This is a genomic window from Tateyamaria armeniaca (assembly GCF_045797845.1).
Taxonomy (GTDB): Bacteria; Pseudomonadota; Alphaproteobacteria; order Rhodobacterales; family Rhodobacteraceae; genus Tateyamaria; species Tateyamaria armeniaca.
This window is the reverse complement of the sequence record NZ_JBHDIY010000002.1, coordinates 20,743-37,204: the sequence shown is the minus strand read 5'-3', so window position 1 is coordinate 37,204 and position 16,462 is coordinate 20,743. Positions and strand designations below refer to the sequence as shown.

Annotated in this window: 12 protein-coding genes and 3 pseudogenes; 1 reads left to right on the top strand and 14 read right to left on the bottom strand. The window is 61.7% G+C overall.

The genetic code is table 11. The features are described from left to right. Window positions 1–33: 33 nt before the first annotated feature. The 10 genes and pseudogenes from ACERZ8_RS00270 to hpaE all read right to left on the bottom strand — a co-directional run bounded on the left by ACERZ8_RS00270 (window position 34) and on the right by hpaE (window position 10,139). A complete protein-coding gene (locus ACERZ8_RS00270; RefSeq protein ID WP_407590129.1) occupies window positions 34–1,113 on the bottom strand; it encodes a Hint domain-containing protein in 1,080 nt (359 codons plus the stop codon). A 143-nt stretch (window positions 1,114–1,256) separates the two neighbouring features. Continuing rightward, window positions 1,257–1,556: a hypothetical protein gene (locus ACERZ8_RS00265; protein ID WP_407590128.1), complete on the bottom strand. Its 300-nt coding sequence runs from the start codon at window positions 1,554–1,556 to the stop codon at window positions 1,257–1,259. Window positions 1,557–1,617: 61 nt separating this feature from the next. Further along, complete coding sequence (locus ACERZ8_RS00260) at window positions 1,618–2,409, bottom strand: enoyl-ACP reductase FabI (protein WP_407590127.1); 792 nt, start codon at window positions 2,407–2,409, stop codon at window positions 1,618–1,620. A gap of 9 nt (window positions 2,410–2,418) precedes the next feature. After that, window positions 2,419–3,648: a beta-ketoacyl-ACP synthase I gene (gene fabB / locus ACERZ8_RS00255; protein ID WP_407590126.1), complete on the bottom strand. Its 1,230-nt coding sequence runs from the start codon at window positions 3,646–3,648 to the stop codon at window positions 2,419–2,421. A gap of 143 nt (window positions 3,649–3,791) precedes the next feature. Then, entirely contained in the window at window positions 3,792–4,592 is an 801-nt protein-coding gene (gene hpaH, locus ACERZ8_RS00250) for a 2-oxo-hept-4-ene-1,7-dioate hydratase (RefSeq protein WP_407590125.1), read from the bottom strand. Further along, window positions 4,589–5,443, bottom strand: a pseudogene (locus ACERZ8_RS00245) (fumarylacetoacetate hydrolase family protein). Before ACERZ8_RS00245 ends, hpaH begins: the two are co-directional and overlap by 4 nt. Beyond that, a pseudogene (locus tag ACERZ8_RS00240) lies at window positions 5,440–6,836 on the bottom strand (pyridoxal phosphate-dependent decarboxylase family protein). The pseudogenes ACERZ8_RS00245 and ACERZ8_RS00240 overlap by 4 nt, the downstream one beginning before the upstream one ends. Next, entirely contained in the window at window positions 6,833–7,816 is a 984-nt protein-coding gene (hpaD, locus tag ACERZ8_RS00235; protein WP_407590124.1) for a 3,4-dihydroxyphenylacetate 2,3-dioxygenase, read from the bottom strand. Before hpaD ends, ACERZ8_RS00240 begins: the two are co-directional and overlap by 4 nt. An 11-nt stretch (window positions 7,817–7,827) precedes the next feature. Next, a complete protein-coding gene (locus ACERZ8_RS00230) occupies window positions 7,828–8,628 on the bottom strand; it encodes a GNAT family N-acetyltransferase (protein ID WP_407590123.1) in 801 nt (266 codons plus the stop codon). Continuing rightward, the gene (hpaE, locus tag ACERZ8_RS00225; protein WP_407590122.1) at window positions 8,628–10,139 is read right to left on the bottom strand and encodes a 5-carboxymethyl-2-hydroxymuconate semialdehyde dehydrogenase; all 1,512 of its coding nucleotides are present in this window, start codon (window positions 10,137–10,139) and stop codon (window positions 8,628–8,630) included. Before hpaE ends, ACERZ8_RS00230 begins: the two co-directional genes overlap by 1 nt. Before the next feature lie 117 nt (window positions 10,140–10,256). On the opposite strand from hpaE, the gene hpaR reads away from it, so the two are divergent. Beyond that, on the top strand, window positions 10,257–10,694 hold the full coding sequence (hpaR, locus tag ACERZ8_RS00220; protein ID WP_407590121.1) for a homoprotocatechuate degradation operon regulator HpaR: 438 nt from the start codon (window positions 10,257–10,259) through the stop codon (window positions 10,692–10,694). Here hpaR and ACERZ8_RS00215 read toward each other — a convergent pair. From ACERZ8_RS00215 to ACERZ8_RS00200, 4 genes and pseudogenes are all read right to left on the bottom strand, one after another. Continuing rightward, on the bottom strand, window positions 10,691–11,923 hold the full coding sequence (locus tag ACERZ8_RS00215; protein WP_407590120.1) for a Tm-1-like ATP-binding domain-containing protein: 1,233 nt from the start codon (window positions 11,921–11,923) through the stop codon (window positions 10,691–10,693). The genes hpaR and ACERZ8_RS00215 overlap by 4 nt on opposite strands. A gap of 9 nt (window positions 11,924–11,932) precedes the next feature. Further along, window positions 11,933–13,416, bottom strand: a pseudogene (locus ACERZ8_RS00210) (aldehyde dehydrogenase family protein). Window positions 13,417–13,654: 238 nt separating this feature from the next. Next, window positions 13,655–15,997 (bottom strand): zinc metalloprotease, encoded by a 2,343-nt coding sequence (locus ACERZ8_RS00205; RefSeq protein ID WP_407590119.1) that lies wholly within the window; start codon window positions 15,995–15,997, stop codon window positions 13,655–13,657. 53 nt (window positions 15,998–16,050) lie between these two features. Further along, a complete protein-coding gene (locus ACERZ8_RS00200; protein WP_407590118.1) occupies window positions 16,051–16,437 on the bottom strand; it encodes a hypothetical protein in 387 nt (128 codons plus the stop codon). Window positions 16,438–16,462 lie beyond the last annotated feature (25 nt).

The window sequence follows — 16,462 nt, the reverse complement described above, 5'->3', positions numbered from 1 at the left end:
GGTTTCCGAAGTGCGCCCGCGTAGTAACATCCCCTATCCGCACAGGGCGGGCCTGCTCCAAAAATCCACGGACTGCATGGGATCGCGTGATACCAACATGCGAGCAGGCGTCATATTGCGTTGTTCTGCACTCAGCGCGACACCCATGGCCAGCAGCTTTGGCAGGATAAAATCGCTCACCAGCAGCGTTTCCAGAAAACACCCGTTCGCCATGATGATGCTGTGCCGGTCCAGAATGAGGTTGTAGTATTGGGCGGACTTGCGCCCCCTCATCCGTCGCACACCCGCGCGCCCGGTCAGCTTAACGGCCGGAACAAGGACGTCCTGCCCGACCGCGCCGCACGGCACCAGAACGCGGTGTTGCGGCGACAGAATAGTGGTGCAGTCCGGAACCATCGGCCCCAGGGCACTTTGCGCCACCATGATGGGCTTGCGCCGGTCATGGCGGTTGCGAAACCTGACCGTTTCGAAAATGACGTGGGCGACGGGCTGCGGCCCATGATCAAGCGTGATGACGAGATCACCGACTTTCAAATCCTCAACCGGGCGCGGACCGGAGGGCGTTTCGATCATCGTCCCTTCGCACAGGCAGACCGGACCGGGACCAAATTCGAAATTCGTGGAACTGAGGGTCGCGGGGTCAGTGTTCAGAAGGCGGGTGGTTGACCCGTTGTCATAGGTGATGATGGTGTCGTTTCCATCGGTCGTGATCCGGTCAAGCACGTCCTGATAGGTCGACATTTCATCCATATCGAACCGGATAATGTCGGGCTCGTTCGGGTCGAAATCCGTGATCGTGTCATTGCCGTCACCATCGCGGATAACGTAGGTGTCCGTTCGTGACCCGCTGCCCGCAGACATGACGTCGTCGCCACGCCCGCCGACAATGACGTCATCGCCGGAACCGCCGGTGATCGTGTCATCCCCGTCACCCCCGTAAACAGTGTCGTCGCCCGCGCCGCCATCGATCGAGTCGTTGCCTGAGCCGCCGGAAACCGTATCGCTTCCGCCGCCCCCATTCAGGCTGTCCTGACCGCCATTGCCTTCAATGTTGTCGTTGGACGATCCGCCATTGATCGTGTTGTCGCCCTCGTCGCCGTCGATTTCGGCCATCGCACGCTCCCAAAGTCTTGGGAGGGGGCATAACGCGGGTTCGCTAACGGGGTGCTAAAGACGCGATTTGCCTAAATCTGTAGCGACCACGGCAAGGCCGAAGGCCGCATATTCCGGAATGTTGAGGGGTGATCAGTCGAGCGCTACGGCGATGACCCGCTGCCGGGCAGGCTGCCGCGGCGCACGGGCACCACGTCTCGGGGCATGCTGCGCACATGGATATCGGTCGGTTCATCCACGGCCAGCAATTCGCTGGGCACGTGGGTGCCGTGTGACCATTCAACGACCCGTGACGCCAGATCCGGGTTCAGCATCAGCGTCAGCGTCAGTGCCATCCCGCTCAGGGAAAACAGCACGCCGCCCAACCATTTGGCCCGCCGCGTGCGTGCCGCGCGGCGCTCGTAAGTGCGCTCCAGCAGGCGGGCGCGATCAAGTTCAGCCATATCCATGCCGAAACCGCTACCGCCTCAGTTTGGCGGTTTTTGGGCAATACCGTGAAAAAGTTCAGAGGTAGTCGGGTTGCGGCATACCGAGCACGTGAAAGCCGCCATCGACGCGAATGATCTCTCCGGTGGTGCAGGCGCCCGCATCTGAACAGAGGTAGACGGCGGTGCCACCCACCGCTTCCAGCGTCGCATTGCTGCGCAGGGGCGCGTTCAGATCGGTGTGCTTGTAGGTCTTGCGCGCACCACCGATTGCGGCCCCCGCAAGGGTCTTCATCGGCCCCGGCGAAATGGCGTTCACGCGGATGCCTTCGGGGCCCAGATCGTTGGCCAGATACCGCGTGGCGGATTCCAGTGCGGCCTTGGCCACGCCCATGACGTTGTAATTGGGGACAACGCGATTGCTGCCCTGATAGGTCAGGGTCAACAGCGTGCCACCGTTTTCAATCATCAGCGGATGGGCGCGCCGGGCCACTTCGATAAAGCTGTAGGCCGAGATATCCATCGAATGCTTGAAATTCGCGCGGCTGGTGTTCAGGAACCGGCCCGTCAGTTCGGATTTGTCCGAAAAGGCGATGGCGTGCACGACGAAATCAATGGTCGGCCAACGTGCCTCAAGGGCCTCAAACGCCGCATCAAGCGAGGCGTCGTCCGTGACATCCACGTCGACCATAAAGTCTGAGCCAACGCTCGCTGCCAGCGGCTCCAGCCGCTTGCCAAACGCCTCACCCTGATAGGTGAAGGCCAGTTCGGCCCCCGCCTCGTGCAGCGCTTTGGCGATGCCCCATGCGATCGAACGATCATTGGCGACGCCCATGATCAGACCGCGTTTTCCTTTGAGCAAATCGGACATATTCAGTGTTTACCCGTGATATTTCGAAAGGATCATCGACCCGTTCGTGCCGCCAAATCCAAAGGAGTTGGTCATGACGCAATCCAGCCCCGCGTCCAGCTTCAGCGCAGTTGCGATTTCGGCCGGATCAAGGGCCGAATCAAGCGTTTCGACGTTGATCGAGGGGGTGATGAAATCATTTTCCAGCATCAAGAGGCTGAATATCGCCTCAAGCGCGCCGGCTGCCCCCTGCGCATGTCCCGTCATCGACTTGGTCGAGCTGACGGGGGGCGTTGATCCTTCGCCAAACACCCGGCGCACCGCTTCGATTTCGCCCACATCGCCCACGGGGGTCGAGGTGCCATGTGCGTTGATGTAGCTGACGCTGCGCCCGTCGGGCAGGGTTTCAAGGGCCACGCGCATCGCCCGTTCGCCGCCTTCGCCTGACGGGGCCACCATGTCGTGCCCGTCGGATGTGGCGGCGTACCCGGTCACCTCGGCGTAAATCTTGGCACCGCGCGCCTTGGCGTGTTCCAGTTCCTCAAGCACGACAATCCCGCCGCCGCCTGAAATCACGAACCCGTCGCGATTGGCGTCAAAGGCACGGCTCGCGGTTTCGGGTGCGTCATTGTACTTGGATGACATCGCGCCCATCGCATCAAACAGGCAGGACAGGGTCCAATCCAGTTCCTCGGCGCCGCCTGCAAACATCACGTCCTGTTTGCCCAGCATGATCTGTTCGGCCGCATTGCCGATGCAGTGCAGCGAGGTCGAGCAGGCGGATGTGATGGAATAGTTGATGCCCTTGATCTTGAACCCGGTCGCAAGGTTCGCGCTGATCGTCGAGGACATGCATTTGGGCACTGCAAAGGGGCCGATGCGCTTGGTAGCACCGGTTTTCAGAACAGTCTGGTGGGCGGCAAGCATCGCAGAGGTCGATGGCCCGCCCGATCCGGCCACAAGGCCAGTGCGCGGGTTCACGATGTCACCCTCTTCCAGCCCCGCATCCGCGATGGCCTGCGTCATGGCGATATGCGCATAGGCGGCACCCGGACCCATAAAGCGCAGACTGCGCTTTTCCACGTGATCGGCCACATCCAGCTTGAGTGTGCCGGCGATCTGGCTGCGAAACCCGTGTTCGGCCATCTCCTCGGATGCGACGATACCGGACGTGCCAGCCTTGAGGCTTGCCAGCACTTCGTCGGCGTTGTTTCCGATGGATGAGACGATGCCCAGGCCTGTTACGACAACCCTTCTCATCCGCAACCCCCGGTTTGACCCTGCGCATGGCCGAGCTCCTTCACGTTCTGTGTTGTCACCCGTGTAAGGCAGGCGAGGCGGGGGTGCAAGCTGGAATGGCTTTGGCGCGGATCGCCGACGTGGCCCGTGACCGGCGTGCGCCATCAGGCGAAGGCGATATCGACTGATCCGAAGGGGCCAAAGTCGGCATGGATCTCGGCACCGGACGGGCATTCGACCGGGCGGATGAAACTGCCCGACAGGATGATCTGGCCGGGCGCGATGCTTTGGCCATACTGCGCCATGCGCCGGGCCAGCCAGACGACACTTTCGACCGGATCGTTCAGCACACCAGCACCCAGACCCGTTTCCTCGACCGCGCCATTGCGCGATGTGATCGCACCGACCCAGCGCAGATCGAACGCATCAACCTCGTGACGAGCGCGCCCCAGCACCACGCCCGCATTGGCGGCATTGTCGCTGATCGTGTCAAACACTGTGCGCGTCTGACCTGTCTCCGGATCGACCCGCACGATCCGCGTGTCGAGGATTTCGATGGAGGGCGCGACATAGTCCGTCGCGGCCAGCACATCGTCGCGTGTCACATCGGCCCCGCCGATTGCGGATTTCATCACGAATGCGATCTCGGCCTCGATCCGGGGCTGGATAAAGCGACCTGCGGGCACGGTTGCCCCATCTTCAAACACCATATCGTCAAACAGGATGCCGCTGTCGGGGATGTCGATGTTCAGCGCATATTGCATCGCCTTGGAGGTCAGCCCGATCTTCCAACCCACAACCGAACGGCCCTGCGCCAGCTTGGCGCGGTAAATCGCGTTCTGCACCGCATAGGCGTCATCCATCCCCATATCGGGAAAGCGCCGTGTCAAAAGGCCGATCTGATCGCCGGAGGCTTCTGCGCCCAGCAGGTCGTTGGCTGCGTTTGCGTGATCTTCGGGGGTCATGGCATTTCGTCCTCGACCCTATTGCGCAAGGTGCCGATGCCGTTCACCTCGACCTCGACCACGTCACCGGGTTTGAGGAACTGCGGCGGGTCCAGACGTGCGCCTGACCCGGTGGGGGTTCCCGTCACGATGATGTCGCCGGGTGCCAGCGTCATGAAGGTCGAGATATATTCGATCTCGCGCCGGATGGGGTGCATCATGCGCGACAGCACATCGTCCTGACGCACCTCTCCGTTCACGCGGGTGATAATGCGCGCCTCGTCCAGTTGTGCAGCGTCCTTGAACGGGACAAGCCACGGGCCAATGGCCCCCGAATTGTCCCAGTTCTTGCCTTGGGTGACGTTGAATTTCGCGTGGCGCACCCAGTCGCGTATCGTGCCTTCGTTGCACAGGGTCAGCGCGGCGATGTGGTCATAGGCGTCGGCCTGCGCGATGCGCCGCCCCCCTTGCCAATCACGACGGCAACCTCGCCCTCGTAATCCAGTTGCGCGCTTTCCGGGGGGCGGATCAATGGGCGGTCATGGCCGGTGAAGCCGCTGGCAAAGCGGGGAAAGAGGGACATGTATTTCGGCTGTTCGGAGCCGTCTTTGTACTCCGCATTGCGGTCGGGAAAGTTCACACCGACGCACAGGATGCGGCGCGCATTGGGCATCACCATGTCATAGCGAAATTCGGTGTGGGTGACGGCGCGGCCCTCGGCGGCGCGGGCCAGTTCGTCAAGGCCCCCGGCACTGGACCGCATCAAACAGCGTGGGCCATTGTGGCACCGCATCGTTCAGCGCGATCATGCCCGCATCCGTGACAGCACCAAAGCAGGTCTGCCCGCCGCTCGTATATGTGGCGAATCTCATCTGATCTGCTCCCAAACCTCTTGCACGACGGTGTGCACCATCATGACGTCCGCGCGCGTGGTGTCGAACTGACCGACCTGCACCCGGATGATTTTGCGCCCCGCAAAGGACCCTTGGGTCAGGTAAATCCGACCATCGTCGTTGATCGCATCGACCAGCCCTTGCTGCATGTCGTCATCGCCGGGGCAGCGGAAGGAAAACAGGCTCAGGATCGGATCGGTGGTGATCTCGAACCCGTCTAAAGTGCGCAGCGCTGCACACAGCTCCTCGGCCCATGCGACATGATTTCGAATGCGGGCCTGCAAGCCGTCAAGCCCATACGACCGGATCAGAAACCACAGCTTCAGCGCGCGAAAGCGGCGGCCCAGTGGAATGGTCCATTCCGAATAATTGGTGACTGCATCACCGGTTGTCTTGAGGTATTCCGGTTCAATCTTGAGCGTGTTGAGTTGCGGTGTGGGATCGCGCAGGAACTGGATGGAGCAGTCAAACTGCGCCCCAAGCCACTTGTGCGGGTTGAAGACGATGCTGTCGAACCCGTCCACCCCCGCCAGAAGGCGGCGTGAAACTCGGGGCAGATCATCGCCGACCCCGCCCATGCCGCGTCCAGATGCGTGTAAAGGTCATGCGCCTGCGTGACCTCAAGGATCGCGGCCAGATCGTCCGACCCGCCGACCCCGGTGCCGCCGGTGATCGCAATGACGCCCGCAGGAACGTGGCCTGCCGCAAGGTCCGCCTTGATGGCGGCGTCCAATGCGCCCGCCTCCATCCCATGCAGCGGCCCGGTGCCGGGGATCTTGACCAGATTGGCCTGCCCGATCCCGGCCACCCAACACGCCCGGTCAATCGATGAATGCACCTGATCCGAACAGTAGATGCGCAACTGCCCCTTGCCCGACAGCCCGTCGCGGTTGCCCGTATACCCGGTCGCGCGTTCGCGCATGGTCAACACCGCAGACAGGGTGGCAGAGGAGGCGGAATCCTGAATGACGCCGGTAAATACTGCATCAAGCCCCAGCGCCTGACGCATCCAGTCGATCATCAGCCCCTCGACCTCGGTCGCGGCGGGAGATGTCTGCCACAACATGCACTGTGCCGCCACCGTGTTGACCAGTTGTTCGGCCAGCATGGACGGGGGGGCGGCATTGGCTGCAAAATAGGCGAAAAAGCGGGGATGCTGCCAATGGGTCATGCCCGGCATCATGATCTCTTCAAAGTCGCGCAGGATGTCTGCCATCGCTTCGGGATGCTGCGGCGGGCTGGCAGGCAACTGGGCGGCGATGTCACCGGGGCGGGTCTGCGCACGCACGGGCCGGTCGCGCAGGGTCTTGTGATACTGCGCGCCCCAGTCGGCGATCTGCTTGCTCCAGTCTGCGAAATCGTCCCAGTTCATGGCGCAATGATCGGGCTGGCGGTCATGCCCGACTCCTGCGTGTCAACGCCCACAAAGGTGGTGCCGTGTTTGAACCAGCTTTCCGGGGCCGGAGCCCCCCAAAGGGTCTGGCGCTGCGGGTCCTTGAGGTCCCACTTGATGGGCTCAAGGTCGGGATCAACAGTCTGATAATCCGAACAGTAAATCTCGATCCGATGCCCGTCCGGGTCCAGAATATAAAGGAAAAAGGCGTTGGAAATGCCGTGCCGCCCGGGGCCGCGTTCGATATTGCCGACATAGCCTGTCGTCGACATCAGATCGAGCAGATCAATGATGTTGAGCGGGGTCGGCACCCAGAACGCCACATGATGCAGGCGCGGGCCGGTGCCGTTGGTAAAGGCCATGTCGTGCACGCCGCCCTTGCGGTGCATCCACGCCGCCCACAGCTTCTTGCTCTCCGCATCCTCGGTGTATTCCGTCACGCGAAAACCAAAGTCGGAATAGAACGCGACAGAGGCGTCCACATCCGGGCTGAAACAGTTGAAATGGTCGATGCGCAGCGGTTTGACCCCGCGGTAGAGCGCATATTTCTGGTGGATCGGGGTAAGGCGATCCATCTTGTGATAAAACTCCAGCGGGATCCCGAAATTGTCCGAGGTCAGCAGCGTGCGGCCCTGATAGGGGCGTTCGACCCATGCGGTCGGGCGGCCCTTGGCTTTGAAATAGGCCTCGCCGCGATCCAGATCATCCTCGTCAAAGGTCTTGAACCCCATCACCTCGACCGTCCCCGGCTGATCGGATTTCTGCAGGATGACGCAATGGTGCCCGCGCTCTTCCATCGCGCGCAGGTAGGTGTGGGTGTCGCTTTCATCGGTGACCTGAAGGCCAAGGATATCGGTGTAAAACGTCTTTGAGGCTTTCAGATCGGCCACGTTCAGGCACACATGGCTCAGCCGGATGACGTTAAAGTCGGGGTGCAGGTTGGGGGCGGGGACGGGCATCTGTGCTCTCCTCAGCGGGTGATCGGCCCATCGCCAAGCATGGCGGGGTCGGTGGCACCGGAATAGACGAATTCGGATTGTATCAGGCCAAGGCGGGTGCACATGGCCTGCGAGGCGGCATTGTCAGCCTTGACGCCGCTGGAAAAGCCGCGCGCGCCGTAGCGTTCGGCCAGACGCAGGATCACCGTGGCCCCGACCCAGCAGGCCAGCCGTTTGCCGCGCCAGTCCGGCGCGGTGGCCAGCATCCCCCAGAACGCCTCAGTCGCGCGCACGCTGTCGGGATGATAGGACATATACCCGCCGCCTGCGGCCACAACCGCGCCGTCGGGTGCGCGCACATACATCATCACGCCGCGTGGTCCGGCCCCGCGCATGACCGATCCCGGTACGGTCAGCACGCCCTGATCCTGCGACATGGCGCAAATCCGGTGAATGGTGTCGTCGTCGGTGTCGGCATCTGTCTCACACAGCTCAAGCCCATCGGGCGGCGAATAGCCCGCGAGGAAGTCGCGGGCCGCTTCAAGCGCGCTGTCCTGACCCCAGAATTGCTCCCATTCCACCGGGTTCAGACCGGCCTGCGCCAGATGGGCCTGAATGCGGGCGGATGCCGCACGCGGCAGGAATTGCACACTGGAATAGCCCTGCAATCGGACCAGATCGGTGACAATCCCGGCGGCCTCAGGGGTTTCGCCGACCAGCGATACCGTGCGCCCCTGATAGGTAAAGCGTGGATCATCCCCGATCAATCTGTGGAGCGCGGCGGCGCGCTGCACGATGCCAACCTGCGCGGGCGAGCCATAGATGATATCCATCAGCCTGCCCCCAACCGGGTGATCTTGTGTTGTCCGGTAGCAAATCCGATGTGCTTTTGCTCCATGTAGAACTCGAAACTCCAGTCCCCGCCATCGCGCCCGATGCCGCTGGCTTTGACACCGCCAAAGGGTGTCGGCAGGTGGCGCACGTTTTCGGAATTCACCCAGATCATCCCGGCTTCCAGTCTGTCGGTAAACCTTAGCGCACGGGTCAGGTCGTTGGTCCAGACATAACCGGTCAGACCGTACGGACTGTCATTGGCGATCTGCAAGGCCTCGTCCTCGCTCGAAAAGGGGATCGAGGTCAGAACAGGGCCAAAGATTTCCTCTTGCGCGATGCGCATGCTGTTGTCGGCACCGGTGAACAGGGTCGGGCGCACGAAATACCCGGTGTCACCCACGGTTTCACCGCCTGCGGCAATGGTCGCGCCGTCCTGTCGCGCAATGTCGAAATAGCCGGTGACCTTGTTGAAATGCTCTTCGCTCACCAGCGGGCCAATCTCGGTTGCGGGGTCCAGCGGGTGACCGACGCGGATGTTGTTCACACGCTCCACCAGCTTTGCCTCGAACGTCTCACGAATCGTGTCCTGCACTAAAAGGCGCGAAGATGATGTGCAGCGTTCCCCGTTGATCGAATAAATCATGAAGATGACCGCATCCAGCGCGCGTTCCAGATCGGCATCGTCAAAGACGATCACGGGGTTCTTGCCCCCCAGTTCCAGATGGTTGCGCTTGAGTGTGTCGGCCCCCTGTTTGGTGATCATCGACCCCGTGCGGCTTTCGCCGACAAAGGCAATCGCCTTGATCTTTGGATGTTCGCACAGCGCCTTGCCTGCCTCCTCGCCAAACCCGTTGACCGTGTTCAGCACACCGGGGGGCAGGCCCGCCTCTTCGGCGATTTCGACCAGCAGGCGGGCCGTCACGGGCGAGGCTTCGGCAGGTTTGTGCACCACGGTGCATCCTGCGGCCAGCGCAGGCGCGATTTTCCACGTCGACAGCATGAAGGGTGTGTTCCACGGCGTAATGATCCCCACCGGGCCAATGGGCACGCGAGTGGTGATGTTCATGAGTGTGGGCGATTTCAGATGCTGCCCATCGCGGGCCTGCACCACCTGATCGGCGAAATAACGGAAATTTTCGGCCCCGCGCAGGGCGGCCTTGGACATGAATTTATAGGCCTGCCCGGTGTCCCAGCATTCGCACAGCGCGATTTCCTCGGCGCGGGCCTCGATCCCTTCGGCGATGCGGATCAGGATTTTGCGACGCTCGGTCGCGGGCATGTCGCGCCACGCGGCAAAGGCGTCGTGGGCGGCGTGCGCGGCCTTGTCGATGTCAGCCGCCGTGCCGTGCGCAACATCGCAGATCACCGACTTGTCGACCGGAGAGATCGTGTGGAACGTGCCGCCTGCACCTGCCACATCCACACCCCCGATGCGGTTCAGGATGCCGGTGTCGCGAAAGCGGGCCAGATGGGTGTCCAGTTTGGCAACGTTGTCCTCAAGCGCACTCATGGCTTTCCCTCCGTCTCGATATTTGGTTAACATGTTAATTGTTGCGAAGTTAAGTACCGCTATGGTCTGATGTCAACACCCCTGTTGCCGCAGTTGCGGCGTCACCCCGAGGCCCAGATGACAAAACCGCTCCCCTCGACGTCCCGGTCCCTGCCCATCGCGCTGATCCGCGCAAGGGAAGGGGTGATGGCCCCGATCCGCGAGATGTTGTCCGAAACCGGGATCACCGAACAGCAATGGCGGGTGCTGCGGGTGCTGGCCGAATACGGGGCGATGGACGCCAAGACGCTGGCGGACCGTGCCAGCCTTCTGTTTCCCAGCCTCACGCGCATCGCCGCGACCCTGCGGGACAAGGGCCTTGTGACCCAGACCCGCGATGACAAGGACCGGCGGCGTCAGTTTGTCGAAATCACCGCCGCCGGGCAAAAGATCATTGACGACCGCGCGGGGCGGGCCGCGCAGATCGTCGCGGGGTTCAAGGACACGCTGGGCGCGCAAGATTACGAAACCCTGCTTGATCTGCTGGCGCGGCTGGACCCCGGCGCGCAGGGTTAGACGCTGATGGTGCCGTCTGCGCGCCAGCCATCGAAAATCTCAAGCGCCTTTTCTGCAAATTCCGGATCATTGATGTGGCAGGCGATGCGATAGGCTTCGACATTGGCGGGCAGGGTGGCCTCCAGCTCGGTCAGAAAGGCGGCAAGGCCCTCTGGATTGTGCAGGTCCGCCCCGGCGCGGTCCCATTCGCCGAGCCCGTGTTCCGGCAGGATCATCGCGACCGGTGCCTTTGCCGTGGCCAGTTGCTGCGCGTGGGCGCGGGCGACCCGTTTCGTCTCGTCCGCCTGCAGCACGATCGAGGTCAAAAGGCGATTGTGGGCATGTTGCATATGATCTGCCCATTTCTCGTCAATGGGCTGCCAGCCCACCACGTCCACAAGGTCATAGCACCCCGGGGCCACGATCTGCGGCGTGCCGTGCGCCCCTGCATTGGTCAACCGATGCGCCCCGGCTGATATGTTGGACCCGTTGACATGATTGCCCAGCTCCTGCGTGCAGAAATCAAACACGCAGGCAAACGCGCCCTGGCCCGCCAGACTTTCGAACGCGCGCCCGCCCATGCCGGTGGCGTGAAACACCGCCACTTCGAACCCGCGTTCTTCCAGTGCAGGTTTCAGCGGGATCACGTATTTCAGGGCCGATGTGCCCAGTGACATCATCCCGATCAGCGGTTTGTCCGGGTCCGGTTTCTGCACGGCCCGCGCCGCGCCCAATACGGCTCCGGCTGCCTGGCTCAACGACGCCTTGCAGACTGAATTCAACCCATAAAGCCCCCCGGCCCACAGGATCATCTGCGTGTCCGCCGCCAGCCGCTCGGCCGGGATGAGCGGAGAGAATGACACAGTCGACACGATGTATTTCGGCACGCCAAGCGGCAGCGCCGCGGCGACATCAAGTGCCAGATCGGTGCCCATCGTGCCCCCCAGAACGATCATGCCGTCAAACTTGCCCTCAGTGTGCAACCGCGCGGCCAGCAGGCTCGCCCCCTTGGCCATGATCTGCATGGCGTGGTTCTCATCGCCACTGTCGATGGCCGCCTGAATGGTGCTGCCGCCTTCGCGTGCCACGTCGTGCTTGGAATAATCGGTCGGCGCCGACGGATCACCCAGCACAGACACATCCATCGTCACAACACGTCCGCCCTGATCGCGGATCACGCCCGCAACAAAGCCAAGCTCGTCGTCCTTGGTGTCATAGGTGCCGATCACCAGAATGGTTTTGTCGGTCATGAAAACCCCCTAAAGCTTGATCCACGCCGTCTTGAGATTGATGTATTTTTCAAGGGCATGCAGCGACTTGTCCGACCCGTTCCCCGATTGACCGACACCCCCCAAAGGCACCGTTCCATCCGCGCCACCATAGGTGTTGATGTGCATCACGCCTGTGCGCACGCCCCTGACCATCCGGTGGGCACGGCCCAGATCAGATGTCCACGCCGCCCCGGCCAGCCCGTAAACGGTGGAGTTCGCCAGTGCGATGGCCTCGTCCTCCGTCGCGAACGGGGTGACGGCCAGCACCGGGCCAAAAACTTCTTTCTGTGCCAGTGTCGCATCGTGGCCCACCCCGGTGACAATCGTGGGCGCCATGTAAAAACCGCCCGTGTCTTGCAAGATGCGGGAGCCTCCAGTCACGATCTGCCCGCCTTCGGCAGTGGCGGTTTTTACAAAATCGAGGTTTGCGTCCAACTGCGCTGCGGAATTCACAGCCCCGATCTGGGTGTCGGTGCGCAGCGGGTCGCCCACGCGCATCGCTTGGCTTGCCTTGGTGACGGCGGCGACGAATTCATCATGGATCGATGCCTCGACCAACAGGCGCGACCCGGCAACACAGACTTGCCCCGCATTGCGAAAGATACCGCTGGCCGCAACCTTGGCGGCCTCGTCCAGATTGGGGGCATCGGCAAAGACGATGTTGGGGGATTTGCCACCCAGTTCCAGATAGACCCGTTTCATGTTCGAGCGCGCGGCATAGTCCATCAGCCGCCGCCCCGTGGCACCTGATCCGGTGAACACCAGAACGTCCACATCCATGGACAGACCCAACACCTCGCCCACAACGTGTCCTTCGCCGGTGACCGCGTTCAGAACACCGGGGGGCAGACCCGCCTCAAGCGCAAGGTCAGCCATGCGCATCAGCGAAAGCGACGCGGCCTCGGACGGTTTCAGCACAACCGAATTGCCCATGGCGAGGGCCGGGCCGAGCTTCCATGCGCCGATCATCATCGGGAAATTCCACGGGATGATCGCGCCCACCACGCCGACGGGTTCCTTGTGGATCAGGCCAAGGATGTCAGGGGCAGTTGGCGCAATCTCTCCGTACACTTTGTCGAGCGCTTCGGCATAATAGCGGATCGTTGCCGCCGCCGACCCCGGTTCGGCCTTCAGCGCCATGCTGATTTCCGTGCCATTGTCGCGCACGCCCAGCACCGCCAGTTCCAGCGCATGGGCCTCGATCAGATCGGCCCATTTCATCAGGACTTTTTACGCGCCGCCGGGGGCTGACCTGCCCACCGCCCGTCCTCAAACGCGGCGCGGGCCGAGGCGATAGCCGCCTCCATATCGGCCCCTTTTCCGGCGGCCATCGTGGTCATCACCGTCCCGTCGATGGGCGAGGTGACGTCCATCGTGCCGCCGTCTGACGCAGGCACATGCGCGCCATCAATCAGATGCCTGAACGGGGCCACCGGCTGCGCACGCAGAGCGTCGATTTCTGTCTGATCCATCGGGGTCACCTTGTCTGGCTGTCGCGCATTCTGGATTTATTGGGGCAAGCGGATGGATGTGCAAGGAAACAGCGAGCCATTGTATCGCGCGCGACCTTGCGGGTCCGACCTCATGTCGCTGTTTGTCAGTGCAGATACGGAACGCCGCACTCTTATCCCTTGCAGCCTAGCACGCCGGCGGGGCGCAAAAAAAACAGAGGCGACCAAAGCCGCCTCCGTCGTGCTTTCAGATCAAAGCTCAGGTGCGCCGCTTCAGCCGCGCCTCGATGTTGTCAATCACGGACGCAAGAATATCGCGCTTTTTCATGACCTTGATGGTATCCTCCATGACTTTGACAGCGCCGGTCTTGTCGCCCGCATCCTCCATGGCTTCGGACAGTGTCCGCAGATAGCCAAAGTACTGGATATGCCCGAGAGTGTCGGCAGCCACGTCCGGACTCTTGAGCAGGGCCGTGCTTTGCGTCTTGGCGGCCTGACTGACCTTGGCATTCTCTGTCTTGACCTTCAGTTCGGATCGCGAGTCGCCGACAGCCAGAACCTTGAAATCGCGCAGCTTGGGCGAGGACAGGGCAACTTCGGCATGTTTGACAGCCGGGTTGTCCTTGCAGGTCTCTGTCAGCGTTTTCAGCGCCGTGCCCGCCGTTTCAAGCTGCGGCGCGCCACCAAAGGCCAGGACCCGCCCGACATCCTCGGTGAAGTAGTCAGGGGCCAGCGCCTCTTCGCCATGCGAGGCCGGTGATCCGACAAAGAGCCGCAGGACATTCGACACCACGATCTCGTCGCCCAGATCAACCGCCGCCTGCACCTTGTAAAATCCCGGCTCGTCGATCAGCCAGCCATCCGTGGACGTGCTGATCATATGCGCGCCATAGATCGAGCCGCCGGGGTCAAGCTGTTCCTGCTCTTCCTCGTGGCAATGGGTGATCATGGGGCGCCACGGCTTGGTCAGGCCGCCCTCGCGCTGGATAAAGACGTTGATGTGGCGCCCGTCTTCTAGCAGTTCGTGATCCACGGCTGCCGTGCTGTCCCCGGTGTTGGTGAGCTTGAGTTCCATCGTCACCGGTTCGAGGAAGCGATAGGCGTTGGTGTCGCGGTTGGGCCGAATGACAAGGGCCCAGTTTCCGGTCTGGTTCAGGCTGTCAGGTTGTTCAAACCCGTGGTTCACGAACCAGTTCGAATTGCCCATCTGCACGAACCTGCGCGGCGCGTGGCGCATAAAGATCAGTTCGTCGTCCGAGAACCGGAACTGGAAATCACTGAAGAACGCGGATTGCCCGCCCGAAACACGGAACGGATAGTTCATGTAACTGCGTGCCTCGGGTTCATTGGCCAGCGGGATCCACGGATCACCGGGGGCTTGCGGCGCGCCAAGGGCCTTTTGCCACGCATGCGCGAGGTTGAAGGCATGGCCCATCTCGTGAATCGCCGTCCAGAACTGCATCCGGTTGCGCCATGCGGCCGGGTTTGGATCACCGGGCGGGACATCCTGAATGAACGAGTCGGTGAAGACGGCAGTGCCCTGCCTGTGCTGGGTGCCGATGTCGTCAAACATCACACCGCCCAGACTGCGCCCCTGATCGTGGCGCGCGGCATAAAGGACCCACATCGCCCATTGCGGCCGGTTGGAAAAGCGCGACCAGAAGGTGACCATCGCATTGTGCATCTCTGCATCAGACCACGTGCCATTGGCACCGGCCCCCACCGTCGGGATCGTCGCACTGCCTGCCGAGCGGGTCGCGTCGAACCCGGCGCGCTGATAAACAGTTTCAAGGCTAAGGGTCTCGCTTGGCAGGGCCGCAGGCCGTGTGGGGTGCGAACCTGTGTTATAGGCGGTCACGATTGTGCCTGCGTTAGACACCCGGTCGACCTCGAATTCGACAGGGTCGAAATAGCGGGACTCAAAGGCCAGATTGTAGGTGCGCGGGGTGATCCCGCCGCCCGACAGCCGCAGGGAATAGCTGCCATAGTTAAATCCGCTCGTGCGGGTCGCCTTGAAGGTGACGGTGTTGCCGGGAATGAGGGACGCATTGCCATCCCTGTACGTGATCGCGGCGGTCACCGTGCGGCGATTGAAGCCTGAACAGATATCCGATGTCACCTCGGCAATGGCATGGGCCGTTGACCTGGGGAACAGGCGGCTCACTTCGATGGAAATGCGCTGTTGGGGATAGAACCGGTCCACATCCACGCGCACCTTGATGCTTAGCAGGTTGATGGGGATGAACGGGCCGGGGCGCGGCACGATAGGCTGTGACGGCAAGCGCGGAGAGATCGGAAACGGTGTCGCCCGCACGAATGGCGTGTAACGATAGCGCCCACTGACAGCACTGCAAAACTGCGGGATCGGGATGGGACGGGGCAGTGGAAACGGTCGGGGCAGGCGTCCGGGCAATGGCCCGGGAAGGGGGCCTAACGGGTTGGGGGTAAATGCCTCCGGATCGTCGGCCTCGGCGACACCGTCTTCGGCCTCGCCATCTTCGGAAATCGTTCCGGCAATGTAATCGGGGTGTTCTTCATCGGGAACGGTGACCGCCTCATTGGGCAGATCAGGGTTCTCTGGTGTCTCTGGTGTGTCAGACATGGCTCGCTCCAATTCTTTGTAATTTCAAAAAATCGTCGGCGAAAACGCGGTGCCTAAAGGTATCCCGGTCTCGTATTTGTCTTGTGTGTGGTCAACACTCCATGCTCCAAGGCAAACGTCACAAACGGGTGCGATGCGTCAACGTCGAGATGTACTGAGGTCTTCGGGTCACTGAAGTCTATCACCACCTCCTCTCCGTCTGGCAGATCGAGCACCTCAATATGTGCAAGACCTGTTTGAAATCTCGTGAGCGCGGAAAATTCCGCCACAGTTCGTCCGTTGACATGAATTGATATCTGCTGCCCGCTGAAGCCTTCGGTAAAGTGCAGTTCAAGCTTCATTTTCGACCGCTCCTCGGTCGTGGCAGTTACAGAAGACGCGCCCGTGGCGAGTGAAATAATCAGAAACAGGCCGAAGCCAAAAAATACTCTTGAAGCCATCAGGGCTCAAATTCAATGTCACAAA

What these genes read in the sequence shown, in the direction of transcription:
- ACERZ8_RS00270 (WP_407590129.1), bottom strand. Translation starts at nt 1,113, where the DNA reads ATGGCCGAAATCGACGGCGACGAGGGCGACAACACGATCAATGGCGGA.
- ACERZ8_RS00265 (WP_407590128.1), bottom strand. Translation starts at nt 1,556, where the DNA reads ATGGCTGAACTTGATCGCGCCCGCCTGCTGGAGCGCACTTACGAGCGC.
- ACERZ8_RS00260 (WP_407590127.1), bottom strand. Translation starts at nt 2,409, where the DNA reads ATGTCCGATTTGCTCAAAGGAAAACGCGGTCTGATCATGGGCGTCGCC.
- fabB (WP_407590126.1), bottom strand. Translation starts at nt 3,648, where the DNA reads ATGAGAAGGGTTGTCGTAACAGGCCTGGGCATCGTCTCATCCATCGGA.
- hpaH (WP_407590125.1), bottom strand. Translation starts at nt 4,592, where the DNA reads ATGACCCCCGAAGATCACGCAAACGCAGCCAACGACCTGCTGGGCGCA.
- hpaD (WP_407590124.1), bottom strand. Translation starts at nt 7,816, where the DNA reads ATGCCCGTCCCCGCCCCCAACCTGCACCCCGACTTTAACGTCATCCGG.
- ACERZ8_RS00230 (WP_407590123.1), bottom strand. Translation starts at nt 8,628, where the DNA reads ATGGATATCATCTATGGCTCGCCCGCGCAGGTTGGCATCGTGCAGCGC.
- hpaE (WP_407590122.1), bottom strand. Translation starts at nt 10,139, where the DNA reads ATGAGTGCGCTTGAGGACAACGTTGCCAAACTGGACACCCATCTGGCC.
- hpaR (WP_407590121.1), top strand. Translation starts at nt 10,257, where the DNA reads ATGACAAAACCGCTCCCCTCGACGTCCCGGTCCCTGCCCATCGCGCTG.
- ACERZ8_RS00215 (WP_407590120.1), bottom strand. Translation starts at nt 11,923, where the DNA reads ATGACCGACAAAACCATTCTGGTGATCGGCACCTATGACACCAAGGAC.
- ACERZ8_RS00205 (WP_407590119.1), bottom strand. Translation starts at nt 15,997, where the DNA reads ATGTCTGACACACCAGAGACACCAGAGAACCCTGATCTGCCCAATGAG.
- ACERZ8_RS00200 (WP_407590118.1), bottom strand. Translation starts at nt 16,437, where the DNA reads ATGGCTTCAAGAGTATTTTTTGGCTTCGGCCTGTTTCTGATTATTTCA.